This window comes from Legionella pneumophila subsp. pascullei, from assembly GCF_900637585.1.
In the GTDB taxonomy this organism is placed as follows: Bacteria; Pseudomonadota; Gammaproteobacteria; order Legionellales; family Legionellaceae; genus Legionella; species Legionella pascullei.
Map to the genome: position 1 here is coordinate 707,064 of NZ_LR134380.1, position 18,962 is coordinate 726,025.

Consider the following 18,962-nt stretch of genomic DNA (forward strand, 5'->3'; position numbering starts at 1 on the left):
AAAAACAATATATAATTATATCAATATGATTCAAATGTTTACATTTTTGTTACATTTATACCACACAGAAGCATAATCATTGAACTATTATTAATATGAATAATAGTAAACTTTGAGGACAGAACATGTTAGTTGAATCTGTTATCGGTATAGTGAGAGCCGTCAATGGATTGCTTGAAAAAGTAAATGCGCAAGGACAAGCAAGCCTGGTAAAGTCAGGTGCTCGATTAGAGGAAGGGGATGTACTTACTTTATTAAGTGGTGAGGCTTACATACAATTTATTCATGGGTTTCCTGAAGCACTTGCTTTGGGAAAACCGGTCAAGTTGGATGGTATTTCCCCAACACTGCAGTATGGTGTGGAAGATTTAAATGAACAACTAGTCCAGGAAGCGATAGCCAAAGGTATTGATCCTTCAGTCATACTTGATGTTCTCGGTTCAGCAGCAGCAGGTGCTGTAGCTGTAGGTTCAGGTGGTGATGCTTTTATTATCGATCCTTTGTTTGGTTTCGGACAGGTCACTGCAGGATATCCTACCGGTCCTATTTCCTTTGCTTATGAGGCAGATACTCAGCAATTATTTTGGTTTGTGCCAGAAGAGACAGGAGTGATTACAGAATCCGAATTGACTAGCGAACCTGAATCTATCCCGCAAATTCCTCAATTCACCACAAATCAAGCAGTGTTAACAGTCTTTGAGGATGCTTTGCCAAGTGGTATTCCTGATTCAGCAGGACAAGCAAGAATAGCAAGTTCTTCTTTAAGTTCTTTGCTCACATCTTCACCAGACGTTGCAGCTTCCTTTGCTTTTAACACGAATTACGGTGCGCTTCCTAAATTAACATCAGACGGCATAGATCTTGTCTATAGTCTATCGGCTAATAATCGTACCTTATCCGCGTCAATTCCTAATAATGGTCCAACCGTTATGCAATTTGAGTTGACAGCAGATGGACAATTAACTCAAACATTAATGGACTCGATTGATCACCCAACAGCTGATAGCGATGACAGCGAATGGATGAGATTAGACCTTTCACCTTTAATTGATGTGACTTTCACAAGAACAAGTGATGGCACAGTTTTAGAGTCAAGAACACTGCCAGCCAATGCAGTCATAGCCGGAATTCAAGATGATGTTCCTTTGGTCTCTGCTACCCAAATGACGAGCCTAGTGGATGAAGACGGCTTAGCAGGCGGCATTGCCGGTGGGGTTGGTGATGTGGCCGGTCAGGCGGTAGCGGCTTCAGGCAATGTGGCTGCCTTATTCCAAAGTGGCGCGGATGCCCCGCTGAGCTATTCTTTAAACCCCAACACCAGCGGCTTGCCGGCTTTAAGTTCCGGTGGTGTGGCTCTGACTTACGCGGTGTCCGGCAATACGCTGACGGCGTCTGCGAATGGCACCGACGTCTTTACTTTTACTCTGGGCAGCAACGGCAATTACACGTTCACCTTGCTGGCGAAGCTCGATCACCCTGCTGGGGCAGATGAAAACGACATTCTCATTAATTTAGGCTCTGTCATTAGGGCAACAGACAGCGACGGGGATACGGTAGTGGCTGCGGCCGATGGGCTTGTGGTTACAGTGGACGACGACACGCCGATTGCGAGCACGAACAAACTGACCGGTGTGGTGGATGAAGACGGCTTAGCCGGTGGCCTTGCCGGTGGGGTTGGTGATGTGGCCGGTCAGGCGGTAGCGGCTTCAGGCAATGTGGCTGCCTTATTCCAAAGTGGCGCGGATGCCCCGCTGAGCTATTCTTTAAACCCCAACACCAGCGGCTTGCCGGCTTTAAGTTCCGGTGGTGTGGCTCTGACTTACGCGGTGTCCGGCAATACGCTGACGGCGTCTGCGAATGGCACCGACGTCTTTACTTTTACTCTGGGCAGCAACGGCAATTACACGTTCACCTTGCTGGCGAAGCTCGATCACCCTGCTGGGGCAGATGAAAACGACATTCTCATTAATTTAGGCTCTGTCATTAGGGCAACAGACAGCGACGGGGACACGGTAGTGGCTGCGGCCGATGGGCTTGTGGTTACGGTGGACGACGACACGCCGATTGCGAGTGCAACGAAACTGACTGGCGTGGTGGATGAAGACGGCTTAGCCGGTGGCCTTGCCGGTGGCACAGGCGATGTGGCCGGTCAGGCGGTAGCGGCTTCAGGCAATGTGGCTGCCTTATTCCAAAGTGGCGCGGATGCCCCGCTGAGCTATTCTTTAAACCCCAACACCAGCGGCTTGCCGGCTTTAAGTTCCGGTGGTGTGGCTCTGACTTACGCGGTGTCCGGCAATACGCTGACGGCGTCTGCGAATGGCACCGACGTCTTTACTTTTACTCTGGGCAGCAACGGCAATTACACGTTCACCTTGCTGGCGAAGCTCGATCACCCTGCTGGGGCAGATGAAAACGACATTCTCATTAATTTAGGCTCTGTCATTAGGGCAACAGACAGCGACGGGGATACGGTAGTGGCTGCGGCCGATGGGCTTGTGGTTACAGTGGACGACGACACGCCGATTGCGAGCACGAACAAACTGACCGGTGTGGTGGATGAAGACGGCTTAGCCGGTGGCCTTGCCGGTGGGGTTGGTGATGTGGCCGGTCAGGCGGTAGCGGCTTCAGGCAATGTGGCTGCCTTATTCCAAAGTGGCGCGGATGCCCCGCTGAGCTATTCTTTAAACCCCAACACCAGCGGCTTGCCGGCTTTAAGTTCCGGTGGTGTGGCTCTGACTTACGCGGTGTCCGGCAATACGCTGACGGCGTCTGCGAATGGCACCGACGTCTTTACTTTTACTCTGGGCAGCAACGGCAATTACACGTTCACCTTGCTGGCGAAGCTCGATCACCCTGCTGGGGCAGATGAAAACGACATTCTCATTAATTTAGGCTCTGTCATTAGGGCAACAGACAGCGACGGGGATACGGTAGTGGCTGCGGCCGATGGGCTTGTGGTTACAGTGGACGACGACACGCCGATTGCGAGCACGAACAAACTGACTGGTGTGGTGGATGAAGACGGCTTAGCCGGTGGCCTTGCCGGTGGGGTTGGTGATGTGGCCGGTCAGGCGGTAGCGGCTTCAGGCAATGTGGCTGCCTTATTCCAAAGTGGCGCGGATGCCCCGCTGAGCTATTCTTTAAACCCCAACACCAGCGGCTTGCCGGCTTTAAGTTCCGGTGGTGTGGCTCTGACTTACGCGGTGTCCGGCAATACGCTGACGGCGTCTGCGAATGGCACCGACGTCTTTACTTTTACTCTGGGCAGCAACGGCAATTACACGTTCACCTTGCTGGCGAAGCTCGATCACCCTGCTGGGGCAGATGAAAACGACATTCTCATTAATTTAGGCTCTGTCATTAGGGCAACAGACAGCGACGGGGATACGGTAGTGGCTGCGGCCGATGGGCTTGTGGTTACAGTGGACGACGACACGCCGATTGCGAGTGCAACGAAACTGACCGGTGTGGTGGATGAAGACGGCTTAGCCGGTGGCCTTGCCGGTGGGGTTGGTGATGTGGCCGGTCAGGCGGTAGCGGCTTCAGGCAATGTGGCTGCCTTATTCCAAAGTGGCGCGGATGCCCCGCTGAGCTATTCTTTAAACCCCAACACCAGCGGCTTGCCGGCTTTAAGCTCCGGCGGTGTGGCTCTGACTTATGCGGTGTCTGGTAATACGCTGACGGCGTCTGCAGGCAGCACGCAGGTCTTTACCTTTACGCTCAACGCCAACGGCAATTACACGTTCACCTTGCTGGCGAAGCTCGATCACCCTGCTGGGGCAGATGAAAACGACATTCTCATTAATTTAGGCTCTGTCATTAGGGCAACAGACAGCGACGGGGATACGGTAGTGGCTGCGGCCGATGGGCTTGTGGTTACAGTGGACGACGACACGCCGATTGCGAGTGCAACGAAACTGACCGGTGTGGTGGATGAAGACGGCTTAGCCGGTGGCCTTGCCGGTGGGGTTGGTGATGTGGCCGGTCAGGCGGTAGCGGCTTCAGGCAATGTGGCTGCCTTATTCCAAAGTGGCGCGGATGCCCCGCTGAGCTATTCTTTAAACCCCAACACCAGCGGCTTGCCGGCTTTAAGCTCCGGCGGTGTGGCTCTGACTTATGCGGTGTCCGGCAATACGCTGACGGCGTCTGCGAATGGCACCGACGTCTTTACTTTTACTCTGGGCAGCAACGGCAATTACACGTTCACCTTGCTGGCGAAGCTCGATCACCCTGCTGGGGCAGATGAAAACGACATTCTCATTAATTTAGGCTCTGTCATTAGGGCAACAGACAGCGACGGGGATACGGTAGTGGCTGCGGCCGATGGGCTTGTGGTTACAGTGGACGACGACACGCCGATTGCGAGTGCAACGAAACTGACCGGTGTGGTGGATGAAGACGGCTTAGCCGGTGGCCTTGCCGGTGGGGTTGGTGATGTGGCCGGTCAGGCGGTAGCGGCTTCAGGCAATGTGGCTGCCTTATTCCAAAGTGGCGCGGATGCCCCGCTGAGCTATTCTTTAAACCCCAACACCAGCGGCTTGCCGGCTTTAAGTTCCGGTGGTGTGGCTCTGACTTACGCGGTGTCCGGCAATACGCTGACGGCGTCTGCGAATGGCACCGACGTCTTTACTTTTACTCTGGGCAGCAACGGCAATTACACGTTCACCTTGCTGGCGAAGCTCGATCACCCTGCTGGGGCAGATGAAAACGACATTCTCATTAATTTAGGCTCTGTCATTAGGGCAACAGACAGCGACGGGGATACGGTAGTGGCTGCGGCCGATGGGCTTGTGGTTACAGTGGACGACGACACGCCGATTGCGAGTGCAACGAAACTGACTGGCGTGGTGGATGAAGACGGCTTAGCCGGTGGCCTTGCCGGTGGCACAGGCGATGTGGCCGGTCAGGCGGTAGCGGCTTCAGGCAATGTGGCTGCCTTATTCCAAAGTGGCGCGGATGCCCCGCTGAGCTATTCTTTAAACCCCAACACCAGCGGCTTGCCGGCTTTAAGTTCCGGTGGTGTGGCTCTGACTTACGCGGTGTCCGGCAATACGCTGACGGCGTCTGCGAATGGCACCGACGTCTTTACTTTTACTCTGGGCAGCAACGGCAATTACACGTTCACCTTGCTGGCGAAGCTCGATCACCCTGCTGGGGCAGATGAAAACGACATTCTCATTAATTTAGGCTCTGTCATTAGGGCAACAGACAGCGACGGGGATACGGTAGTGGCTGCGGCCGATGGGCTTGTGGTTACAGTGGACGACGACACGCCGATTGCGAGCACGAACAAACTGACCGGTGTGGTGGATGAAGACGGCTTAGCCGGTGGCCTTGCCGGTGGGGTTGGTGATGTGGCCGGTCAGGCGGTAGCGGCTTCAGGCAATGTGGCTGCCTTATTCCAAAGTGGCGCGGATGCCCCGCTGAGCTATTCTTTAAACCCCAACACCAGCGGCTTGCCGGCTTTAAGTTCCGGTGGCGTGGCTCTGACTTATGCGGTGTCCGGCAATACGCTGACGGCGTCTGCGAATGGCACTGACGTCTTTACTTTTACTCTGGGCAGCAACGGCAATTACACGTTCACCTTGCTGGCGAAGCTCGATCACCCTGCTGGGGCAGATGAAAACGACATTCTCATTAATTTAGGCTCTGTCATTAGGGCAACAGACAGCGACGGGGATACGGTAGTGGCTGCGGCCGATGGGCTTGTGGTTACAGTGGACGACGACACGCCGATTGCGAGCACGAACAAACTGACCGGTGTGGTGGATGAAGACGGCTTAGCCGGTGGCCTTGCCGGTGGGGTTGGTGATGTGGCCGGTCAGGCGGTAGCGGCTTCAGGCAATGTGGCTGCCTTATTCCAAAGTGGCGCGGATGCCCCGCTGAGCTATTCTTTAAACCCCAACACCAGCGGCTTGCCGGCTTTAAGCTCCGGCGGTGTGGCTCTGACTTATGCGGTGTCCGGCAATACGCTGACGGCGTCTGCAGGCAGCACGCAGGTCTTTACCTTTACGCTCAACGCCAACGGCAACTACACGTTCACCTTGCTGGCGAAGCTCGATCACCCTGCTGGGGCAGATGAAAACGACATTCTCATTAATTTAGGCTCTGTCATTAGGGCAACAGACAGCGACGGGGATACGGTAGTGGCTGCGGCCGATGGGCTTGTGGTTACAGTGGACGACGACACGCCGATTGCGAGTGCAACGAAACTGACTGGCGTGGTGGATGAAGACGGCTTAGCCGGTGGCCTTGCCGGTGGCACAGGCGATGTGGCCGGTCAGGCGGTAGCGGCTTCAGGCAATGTGGCTGCCTTATTCCAAAGTGGCGCGGATGCCCCGCTGAGCTATTCTTTAAACCCCAACACCAGCGGCTTGCCGGCTTTAAGTTCCGGTGGTGTGGCTCTGACTTACGCGGTGTCCGGCAATACGCTGACGGCGTCTGCGAATGGCACTGACGTCTTTACTTTTACTCTGGGCAGCAACGGCAATTACACGTTCACCTTGCTGGCGAAGCTCGATCACCCTGCTGGGGCAGATGAAAACGACATTCTCATTAATTTAGGCTCTGTCATTAGGGCAACAGACAGCGACGGGGACACGGTAGTGGCTGCGGCCGATGGGCTTGTGGTTACGGTGGACGACGACACGCCGATTGCGAGCACGAACAAACTGACCGGTGTGGTGGATGAAGACGGCTTAGCCGGTGGCCTTGCCGGTGGGGTTGGTGATGTGGCCGGTCAGGCGGTAGCGGCTTCAGGCAATGTGGCTGCCTTATTCCAAAGTGGCGCGGATGCCCCGCTGAGCTATTCTTTAAACCCCAACACCAGCGGCTTGCCGGCTTTAAGTTCCGGTGGTGTGGCTCTGACTTACGCGGTGTCCGGCAATACGCTGACGGCGTCTGCGAATGGCACCGACGTCTTTACTTTTACTCTGGGCAGCAACGGCAATTACACGTTCACCTTGCTGGCGAAGCTCGATCACCCTGCTGGGGCAGATGAAAACGACATTCTCATTAATTTAGGCTCTGTCATTAGGGCAACAGACAGCGACGGGGATACGGTAGTGGCTGCGGCCGATGGGCTTGTGGTTACAGTGGACGACGACACGCCGATTGCGAGTGCAACGAAACTGACCGGTGTGGTGGATGAAGACGGCTTAGCCGGTGGCCTTGCCGGTGGGGTTGGTGATGTGGCCGGTCAGGCGGTAGCGGCTTCAGGCAATGTGGCTGCCTTATTCCAAAGTGGCGCGGATGCCCCGCTGAGCTATTCTTTAAACCCCAACACCAGCGGCTTGCCGGCTTTAAGCTCCGGCGGTGTGGCTCTGACTTATGCGGTGTCTGGTAATACGCTGACGGCGTCTGCAGGCAGCACGCCAGTCTTTACCTTTACGCTCAACGCCAACGGCAATTACACGTTCACCTTGCTGGCGAAGCTCGATCACCCTGCTGGGGCAGATGAAAACGACATTCTCATTAATTTAGGCTCTGTCATTAGGGCAACAGACAGCGACGGGGATACGGTAGTGGCTGCGGCCGATGGGCTTGTGGTTACAGTGGACGACGACACGCCGATTGCGAGTGCAACGAAACTGACCGGTGTGGTGGATGAAGACGGCTTAGCCGGTGGCCTTGCCGGTGGGGTTGGTGATGTGGCCGGTCAGGCGGTAGCGGCTTCAGGCAATGTGGCTGCCTTATTCCAAAGTGGCGCGGATGCCCCGCTGAGCTATTCTTTAAACCCCAACACCAGCGGCTTGCCGGCTTTAAGCTCCGGCGGTGTGGCTCTGACTTATGCGGTGTCCGGCAATACGCTGACGGCGTCTGCAGGCAGCACGCAGGTCTTTACCTTTACGCTCAACGCCAACGGCAACTACACGTTCACCTTGCTGGCGAAGCTCGATCACCCTGCTGGGGCAGATGAAAACGACATTCTCATTAATTTAGGCTCTGTCATTAGGGCAACAGACAGCGACGGGGATACGGTAGTGGCTGCGGCCGATGGGCTTGTGGTTACAGTGGACGACGACACGCCGATTGCGAGTGCAACGAAACTGACTGGCGTGGTGGATGAAGACGGCTTAGCCGGTGGCCTTGCCGGTGGCACAGGCGATGTGGCCGGTCAGGCGGTAGCGGCTTCAGGCAATGTGGCTGCCTTATTCCAAAGTGGCGCGGATGCCCCGCTGAGCTATTCTTTAAACCCCAACACCAGCGGCTTGCCGGCTTTAAGTTCCGGTGGTGTGGCTCTGACTTACGCGGTGTCCGGCAATACGCTGACGGCGTCTGCGAATGGCACCGACGTCTTTACTTTTACTCTGGGCAGCAACGGCAATTACACGTTCACCTTGCTGGCGAAGCTCGATCACCCTGCTGGGGCAGATGAAAACGACATTCTCATTAATTTAGGCTCTGTCATTAGGGCAACAGACAGCGACGGGGATACGGTAGTGGCTGCGGCCGATGGGCTTGTGGTTACAGTGGACGACGACACGCCGATTGCGAGTGCAACGAAACTGACTGGCGTGGTGGATGAAGACGGCTTAGCCGGTGGCCTTGCCGGTGGCACAGGCGATGTGGCCGGTCAGGCGGTAGCGGCTTCAGGCAATGTGGCTGCCTTATTCCAAAGTGGCGCGGATGCCCCGCTGAGCTATTCTTTAAACCCCAACACCAGCGGCTTGCCGGCTTTAAGTTCCGGTGGTGTGGCTCTGACTTACGCGGTGTCCGGCAATACGCTGACGGCGTCTGCGAATGGCACCGACGTCTTTACTTTTACTCTGGGCAGCAACGGCAATTACACGTTCACCTTGCTGGCGAAGCTCGATCACCCTGCTGGGGCAGATGAAAACGACATTCTCATTAATTTAGGCTCTGTCATTAGGGCAACAGACAGCGACGGGGATACGGTAGTGGCTGCGGCCGATGGGCTTGTGGTTACAGTGGACGACGACACGCCGATTGCGAGCACGAACAAACTGACCGGTGTGGTGGATGAAGACGGCTTAGCCGGTGGCCTTGCCGGTGGGGTTGGTGATGTGGCCGGTCAGGCGGTAGCGGCTTCAGGCAATGTGGCTGCCTTATTCCAAAGTGGCGCGGATGCCCCGCTGAGCTATTCTTTAAACCCCAACACCAGCGGCTTGCCGGCTTTAAGTTCCGGTGGCGTGGCTCTGACTTATGCGGTGTCCGGCAATACGCTGACGGCGTCTGCGAATGGCACTGACGTCTTTACTTTTACTCTGGGCAGCAACGGCAATTACACGTTCACCTTGCTGGCGAAGCTCGATCACCCTGCTGGGGCAGATGAAAACGACATTCTCATTAATTTAGGCTCTGTCATTAGGGCAACAGACAGCGACGGGGATACGGTAGTGGCTGCGGCCGATGGGCTTGTGGTTACAGTGGACGACGACACGCCGATTGCGAGCACGAACAAACTGACCGGTGTGGTGGATGAAGACGGCTTAGCCGGTGGCCTTGCCGGTGGGGTTGGTGATGTGGCCGGTCAGGCGGTAGCGGCTTCAGGCAATGTGGCTGCCTTATTCCAAAGTGGCGCGGATGCCCCGCTGAGCTATTCTTTAAACCCCAACACCAGCGGCTTGCCGGCTTTAAGCTCCGGCGGTGTGGCTCTGACTTATGCGGTGTCCGGCAATACGCTGACGGCGTCTGCAGGCAGCACGCAGGTCTTTACCTTTACGCTCAACGCCAACGGCAACTACACGTTCACCTTGCTGGCGAAGCTCGATCACCCTGCTGGGGCAGATGAAAACGACATTCTCATTAATTTAGGCTCTGTCATTAGGGCAACAGACAGCGACGGGGATACGGTAGTGGCTGCGGCCGATGGGCTTGTGGTTACAGTGGACGACGACACGCCGATTGCGAGTGCAACGAAACTGACCGGTGTGGTGGATGAAGACGGCTTAGCCGGTGGCCTTGCCGGTGGGGTTGGTGATGTGGCCGGTCAGGCGGTAGCGGCTTCAGGCAATGTGGCTGCCTTATTCCAAAGTGGCGCGGATGCCCCGCTGAGCTATTCTTTAAACCCCAACACCAGCGGCTTGCCGGCTTTAAGTTCCGGTGGTGTGGCTCTGACTTACGCGGTGTCCGGCAATACGCTGACGGCGTCTGCGAATGGCACCGACGTCTTTACTTTTACTCTGGGCAGCAACGGCAATTACACGTTCACCTTGCTGGCGAAGCTCGATCACCCTGCTGGGGCAGATGAAAACGACATTCTCATTAATTTAGGCTCTGTCATTAGGGCAACAGACAGCGACGGGGATACGGTAGTGGCTGCGGCCGATGGGCTTGTGGTTACAGTGGACGACGACACGCCGATTGCGAGTGCAACGAAACTGACCGGTGTGGTGGATGAAGACGGCTTAGCCGGTGGCCTTGCCGGTGGGGTTGGTGATGTGGCCGGTCAGGCGGTAGCGGCTTCAGGCAATGTGGCTGCCTTATTCCAAAGTGGCGCGGATGCCCCGCTGAGCTATTCTTTAAACCCCAACACCAGCGGCTTGCCGGCTTTAAGTTCCGGTGGTGTGGCTCTGACTTACGCGGTGTCTGGTAATACGCTGACGGCGTCTGCAGGCAGCACGCAGGTCTTTACCTTTACGCTCAACGCCAACGGCAATTACACGTTCACCTTGCTGGCGAAGCTCGATCACCCTGCTGGGGCAGATGAAAACGACATTCTCATTAATTTAGGCTCTGTCATTAGGGCAACAGACAGCGACGGGGATACGGTAGTGGCTGCGGCCGATGGGCTTGTGGTTACAGTGGACGACGACACGCCGATTGCGAGCACGAACAAACTGACCGGTGTGGTGGATGAAGACGGCTTAGCCGGTGGCCTTGCCGGTGGGGTTGGTGATGTGGCCGGTCAGGCGGTAGCGGCTTCAGGCAATGTGGCTGCCTTATTCCAAAGTGGCGCGGATGCCCCGCTGAGCTATTCTTTAAACCCCAACACCAGCGGCTTGCCGGCTTTAAGCTCCGGCGGTGTGGCTCTGACTTATGCGGTGTCCGGCAATACGCTGACGGCGTCTGCAGGCAGCACGCAGGTCTTTACCTTTACGCTCAACGCCAACGGCAACTACACGTTCACCTTGCTGGCGAAGCTCGATCACCCTGCTGGGGCAGATGAAAACGACATTCTCATTAATTTAGGCTCTGTCATTAGGGCAACAGACAGCGACGGGGATACGGTAGTGGCTGCGGCCGATGGGCTTGTGGTTACAGTGGACGACGACACGCCGATTGCGAGTGCAACGAAACTGACTGGCGTGGTGGATGAAGACGGCTTAGCCGGTGGCCTTGCCGGTGGCACAGGCGATGTGGCCGGTCAGGCGGTAGCGGCTTCAGGCAATGTGGCTGCCTTATTCCAAAGTGGCGCGGATGCCCCGCTGAGCTATTCTTTAAACCCCAACACCAGCGGCTTGCCGGCTTTAAGTTCCGGTGGTGTGGCTCTGACTTACGCGGTGTCCGGCAATACGCTGACGGCGTCTGCGAATGGCACTGACGTCTTTACTTTTACTCTGGGCAGCAACGGCAATTACACGTTCACCTTGCTGGCGAAGCTCGATCACCCTGCTGGGGCAGATGAAAACGACATTCTCATTAATTTAGGCTCTGTCATTAGGGCAACAGACAGCGACGGGGACACGGTAGTGGCTGCGGCCGATGGGCTTGTGGTTACGGTGGACGACGACACGCCGATTGCGAGCACGAACAAACTGACCGGTGTGGTGGATGAAGACGGCTTAGCCGGTGGCCTTGCCGGTGGGGTTGGTGATGTGGCCGGTCAGGCGGTAGCGGCTTCAGGCAATGTGGCTGCCTTATTCCAAAGTGGCGCGGATGCCCCGCTGAGCTATTCTTTAAACCCCAACACCAGCGGCTTGCCGGCTTTAAGTTCCGGTGGTGTGGCTCTGACTTACGCGGTGTCCGGCAATACGCTGACGGCGTCTGCGAATGGCACCGACGTCTTTACTTTTACTCTGGGCAGCAACGGCAATTACACGTTCACCTTGCTGGCGAAGCTCGATCACCCTGCTGGGGCAGATGAAAACGACATTCTCATTAATTTAGGCTCTGTCATTAGGGCAACAGACAGCGACGGGGATACGGTAGTGGCTGCGGCCGATGGGCTTGTGGTTACAGTGGACGACGACACGCCGATTGCGAGTGCAACGAAACTGACCGGTGTGGTGGATGAAGACGGCTTAGCCGGTGGCCTTGCCGGTGGGGTTGGTGATGTGGCCGGTCAGGCGGTAGCGGCTTCAGGCAATGTGGCTGCCTTATTCCAAAGTGGCGCGGATGCCCCGCTGAGCTATTCTTTAAACCCCAACACCAGCGGCTTGCCGGCTTTAAGCTCCGGCGGTGTGGCTCTGACTTACGCGGTGTCCGGCAATACGCTGACGGCGTCTGCGAATGGCACCGACGTCTTTACTTTTACTCTGGGCAGCAACGGCAATTACACGTTCACCTTGCTGGCGAAGCTCGATCACCCTGCTGGGGCAGATGAAAACGACATTCTCATTAATTTAGGCTCTGTCATTAGGGCAACGGACAGCGACGGGGATACGGTAGTGGCTGCGGCCGATGGGCTTGTGGTTACAGTGGACGACGACACGCCGGTTGCGAGTGCAACGAAACTGACCGGTGTGGTGGATGAAGACGGCTTAGCCGGTGGCCTTGCCGGTGGCACAGGCGATGTGGCCGGTCAGGCGGTAGCGGCTTCAGGCAATGTGGCTGCCTTATTCCAAAGTGGCGCGGATGCCCCGCTGAGCTATTCTTTAAACCCCAACACCAGCGGCTTGCCGGCTTTAAGCTCCGGCGGTGTGGCTCTGACTTATGCGGTGTCTGGTAATACGCTGACGGCGTCTGCAGGCAGCACGCCAGTCTTTACCTTCACGCTCAACGCCAACGGCAATTACACGTTCACCTTGCTGGCGAAGCTCGATCACCCTGCTGGGGCAGATGAAAACGACATTCTCATTAATTTAGGCTCTGTCATTAGGGCAACAGACAGCGACGGGGACACGGTAGTGGCTGCGGCCGATGGGCTTGTGGTTACGGTGGACGACGACACGCCGATTGCGAGTGCAACGAAACTGACCGGTGTGGTGGATGAAGACGGCTTAGCCGGTGGCCTTGCCGGTGGGGTTGGTGATGTGGCCGGTCAGGCGGTAGCGGCTTCAGGCAATGTGGCTGCTTTATTCCAAAGTGGCGCGGATGCCCCACTGAGCTATTCTTTAAACCCCAACACCAGCGGCTTGCCGGCTTTAAGCTCCGGCGGTGTGGCTCTGACTTATGCGGTGTCTGGTAATACGCTGACGGCGTCTGCAGGCAGCACGCCAGTCTTTACCTTTACGCTCAACGCCAACGGCAACTACACGTTCACCTTGCTGGCGAAGCTCGATCACCCTGCTGGGGCAGATGAAAACGACATTCTCATTAATTTAGGCTCTGTCATTAGGGCAACGGACAGCGACGGGGACACGGTAGTGGCTGCGGCCGATGGGCTTGTGGTTACAGTAGACGACGACACGCCGATTGCGAGTGCAACGAAACTGACCGGTGTGGTGGATGAAGACGGCTTAGCCGGCGGCCTTGCCGGTGGGGTTGGTGATGTGGCCGGTCAGGCGGTAGCGGCTTCAGGCAATGTGGCTGCTTTATTCCAAAGTGGCGCGGATGCCCCACTGAGCTATTCTTTAAACCCCAACACCAGCGGCTTGCCGGTTTTAAGCTCCGGCGGTGTGGCTCTGACTTATGCGGTGTCTGGTAATACGCTGACGGCGTCTGCGGGCAGCACGCAGGTCTTTACTTTCACGCTCAACGCCAACGGCAATTACACGTTCACCTTGCTGGCGAAGCTCGATCACCCTGCTGGGGCAGATGAAAACGACATTCTCATTAATTTAGGCTCTGTCATTAGGGCAACGGACAGCGACGGGGATACGGTAGTGGCTGCGGCCGATGGGCTTGTGGTTACAGTAGACGACGACACGCCGATTGCTGGTGCCATAAGCGTAGTAGCTGATGAGGACAACTTGCCGAGAGGTAATAATGATACAGCTTCAGGAGATGCTGCTCAAAGCAATTTAACTGGTACATTGCCTGTTAATTTTGGTGCTGATGGTGCTGGTAGTATTGATTTCCAAGGCATGCATGGTACAACAGCTGTTATAGGTAATACCAATATTACCTATAACTGGAATTCCGGAACTAATACATTGACAGCGTATAAAACGGGTGGTGCTCTCGGTATTGATGATGTGTTTAAGATAGTTGTAAATCCGAATACTGGAGCTTACACGTTTACGCTATTGGCTGCTATTAATCATCATGCTGTTGCAGATAATACCGAAGGATTGGTTGATCCATTTGTAAATCTTAATTACCGGGTTATTGATGGCGATGGGGATACTGCAATTGGAACTCTAAAAGTAACGATTGATGATGATATGCCTAAAGCATTTACACCGGAAGAAGGTTTTGTAACGAATCAAGCTGGTATTGTAAGAACATTTGATCTGGATTTTGATGCCAATATTGATAATAACGTCGGTGCTGATCAACCAGGTACAATTGCTTTTTCAGGTATCACTAACGGGCAACTTGTTACAGGGACAGTTGATGGTGTTCCTAATCAGACTTTAACCTCTGGAGGGTCTGCCATTCACTATTACGTGAGTGGTAATAATGTGGTTGAAGGCTGGATTAATGGTGGGCCTGGTGACGTGGGTTCCACAATTGTGTTTAGGACTACTTTGCAGCCGGATATGAACTATAACGCAAGTAATGACACCTATAAATTTGAAATCTTCCAGCCTATTAGTACATCAACGAATGTGAGCATTACAAATTTTAATGGGGTTAATGCAACTAGTAGAGAGTTCATATATCTTGAGAATGCTAGTGCCCCCGGAGAAGATATATTATTTTCTGCTTACATACGAAACGATAATGGCAGCTTTACTGATGCTACTGTTAATACAAGTACTCAAGGTATAGGCGTCAATAATCAAAATATGAATGATCGCGAGAATTTGCGCCTTGATTTTGTCAGGAATGCCTCTACTAATGGCACAACCTCCAATATGACTTATGAATACGATGATCATTATACCGTTAATAACTTTAGTTTTAAAATTGTTCAGGTTACAGGAAATCCTCCGGCAGGATCAATAGAAGTATGGGTTCGTGCTTATAATGCGGATGATGATGATCCAACTAACAATACAGTTAGTTCTGCAAATAATTTAGCGCATCAAGATGCATTGAGAGATGATCCGCAAGTAGCGCTCACACAAATTTTAGTGAATGGTGTGCCGGTTACTCCAACTGCGGTTAATGCTAGTGGTGGGTATTTAATTAGCGGCTTAAATTTAAATGATACGATAACACTTAGATCAGCTAATGGATATGATCGCGTAGAGATAGAAAACGCACGTTCGGGAGCTCATGGAGTTTCAAACTCCAGTTTAAATGGTGAAACATTTGATATTGGTTTATTCTCATACAATACAATTAAAACGACTCCTTCTGAAATCAATATTAATATGGGTCTCTCATTGACAGACTCAGATGGTGATAAAATAACTTCTTCAATAGAAATTAATCTGGCTCCTTCAGTATTTAAGGTCGGAGAAAATGTCGATGATACTTCCAGCTCTAATATTCTTCACCGCGTAGGAGGTGACACTGGTGTTGTCGATGGTTCTGGTGGTGCAGACATTTTGGTTGGTGATGTTGGCGGTGTAGAGATTATAGGTACTACTGCTCGAATTGCATTTATCTTGGATGAATCAGGTAGTATGGGTCAAAATTTCGGAGGAACAACTCGTTTAGAAGTGCTAAAACAAACAATGACTGATATATTGACAGAGTTAAGTAATACGCCTAATGCCAGTATTACAGTTCATTTAGTCAAATTTGCATCAGTAGTTAATGGTACAGGCACTTTTGAAATTACTGGTGGAGAATTGCAACAGGCTTTAGACTTTATATCTGGATTACAGATACAACAAGGTTTATTAGCTGGAACAAACTATGAGGCTGCTTTGGGGCAAACCATACAATGGTATAATAGTCAGTCTGGGACAGTAGATGTGCAACAAACTCTATTTTTTACTGATGGCGCCCCTACTTTTTATATGGATGGGAATAGTACTGAATATACGAATATTGCTCGTGTCTATGGAAATGGAAGCCAAACAGAGGAAGTTCTCTGGGAAAATCTGTTTGGTGAACATGCTGGAAATGAAGCAACATGGGATCGATTCAATCATCTTGGAGAATCTCATGATAGAGATTTAGATGGTCAGCAAAATTATTATGTTGACACAGATGGCGATGGCGATTTTGAGATTCCACAGACTCTTCCAAATGACCTGGTCAAAAGTGTTGCAGATACTTTCAATGAAGTAGACGCTTTGCAAGCGTATGGTCCTTTGCGTGCGGTTTCCATAGCGGATAATTTTAGCGTTTATTTACAAGAAATAGATAGTACAGGCCAACCTTATGTTGCTGACTCTCCTGAAGTGTTACAAGATATACTGGATGAATTAAATCCATTTAATGTTTTGCTTGCAGCGGGTAGTGATACCATTCAAGCTAATGAGGAAAATGATTTAATCTTTGGGGATGCGTTATTCACTGATAAACTGGCTGAAGATGAAGGTCTTGATTTACCTAAAGGATCAGGATGGGCAGTATTTGAAGAGTTGGAAGCTAATCATGGATGGAGTAGGCAAGATACTTTAGATTATATAAAAAATCATGCTGATGAACTTGGTAGAGAAACAGTACTTTCTAGTGGTAGTAAACGTTCTGGTGGACATGACACCATTAGCGGAGGTCAAGGAGATGACAGAATATACGGGCAGGAAGGCAATGATATCATTGACGCTGGTTCTGGTGATGATGTCATTGTGGGTGGAACAGGCAATGATACGCTCACCGGTGGCTCAGGCGCTGATCAATTCATACTTGTGAAAGGACAAGGAGGCGCCAGTGCAGGCGCAGCTCCGATCGACACTATTACAGACTTTGAAGTGAATATTGATAAGATTGTTATTAACGGTAATAACATTACTGGTGTCAGTGTATCTACCCCTGTCTCTAACACTTATACCATTACGGTTAATTATTCTGATGCTGCTACAGAACACTTTAAGGTGACATTGTCCAATGGCGCAGTTTTAAATGACTCTGGAAAGACTCATTTGAACGGCGTGGTTATAAGCGGTGGAACAGCTACTATTGATGGAACAATCGTTGGCGCTGTTTTGTATCTGGATTTGAATGCCAATAATCAGGAAGATGAAGGGGAAAGACTGGGTATCACCAATCAATATGGTCATGTGGAATGGTTCGTTGATCTCTCTAAATTCGATGTCAACGGTGATGGTCAGTATGTTATAGGCGAGGCTCGTGCTGTTCAAACGGGTGGTTTTGATATAGATACAGGTCTTAGCTATGAAATTAATCTTTACGGGCCAGTAGGTTCAGCAGTCATATCACCACTGACAAGCCTCTTGCAAGCGCAGTTAGAAGCTGGTATGGATTATGAGACAGCTAATGCTGCTTTGGTTGTGCGCTTGGGACTGCCTGAGGGAACACAAATTATCAGTTTCAATCCCATTACTGGCAGTGGTGAAGTCTTGGCTCAAAACGCAGGTGTAATGACTGCTGCCATTCAGTTTGCTGAAATAGCCGCAATACACTATTCAACTGATGAAAGCCATGTTTCATTCGCTGTCTTTGAGGCCATTAGTAAAGCATTACTTGATCTTCCGGAAGGGATAGTCGCTGATTTTAGCGATCGGGGTTTCTTACAGTCTATCTCACATCATCTGGGATTAGATGCTCAGGTTACATCGGATATCATTGATTATATGGCGACCAGCCAGAAAGCGTTAGAGAGCAGTATTTTGACTCTTGCGCCTGGTGAAGATGCTCTGACTGCCATCAGTAAGATACAGCATGTGACTCAAGGTATATATGCCCAAGCTATTGAAATGGCATTGATAGGATATTTACCATTAGATGCTCTTAAAAATATGAGTGCCGTTCTTAATGCTTATGCTGATGGAGATATTACGGATGAACAACTCAATTCCTTTGAAGATAAGCTTTCCGCTGTGGTTGTGAATTGGGAAGATAACAATGTTACAGACACATCTCATCAGGCTTCATTGCAAACAGAACATAATGTTGATGATTCTTCAGCAAAATCAGAGGTTAATGATGAATTAGCGCAAGAAGTTAATACCGTGATCACTGATTTTATGGATGAACATAATATTCCTGTGAACTATTATAATCAACAAGCTCAAATGGCTCAGGAAACACAAGAAGAACAACAGCCAACAGAGGCTCAGGCTGAAGAGACTACAATGCATGACGACGTTGTTCAAGATTTGTTGCTTGATGATCATAGCCTTACCATGCTGGCTAATAACCCCGAATTAAATGGTGGTAATGGCAATGATGTGCTGCATGGTACTACCGGAAATGATTTTATAAGAGGCGGCCAAGGAAATGATATGATGACAGGTGGCGGCGGTGTTGATACGTTTTTCTGGTTAAGTGGCGATGAAGATGGTGGTGTGGATACCATTACTGACTTCAAGGCCAATCCTGTTGATCAATCATCAGATGCCAGCGTCCTTAATTTAAGTGATTTGCTATCCGACGCGGATCTGGAAACCAATAGTTTGGATAATTATTTGAATGTTTCTACCACAGAAGAGGGTGACACAGCCATTAAAGTAGATCCTAATGGCAATGGAAACTTTGATGCTCCAGCGCAAACTATTATATTAGAAGACGTCGATTTAACAGCTGTTTTTGCTACCAACAATTCGCATGATATTGTGAATCAAATGATCGCTAATGGAAACTTGATAGTAGAACAGTAAGATGAGCTCATTGCATTGGTGAATAGGAAGTTCACCAATGTTTATAAAGTG

General features: G+C 52.1%; 1 protein-coding gene. It reads left to right on the forward strand.

Translation table 11 applies throughout. The features are described 5' to 3' along the window. Positions 1-125 precede the first annotated feature (125 nt). Positions 126-18,911, forward strand: coding sequence for an enhanced entry virulence factor RtxA (rtxA, locus tag EL201_RS03355; RefSeq protein WP_061773202.1), 18,786 nt, complete (start codon positions 126-128; stop codon positions 18,909-18,911). The last annotated feature ends 51 nt before the right edge of the window (positions 18,912-18,962 follow it).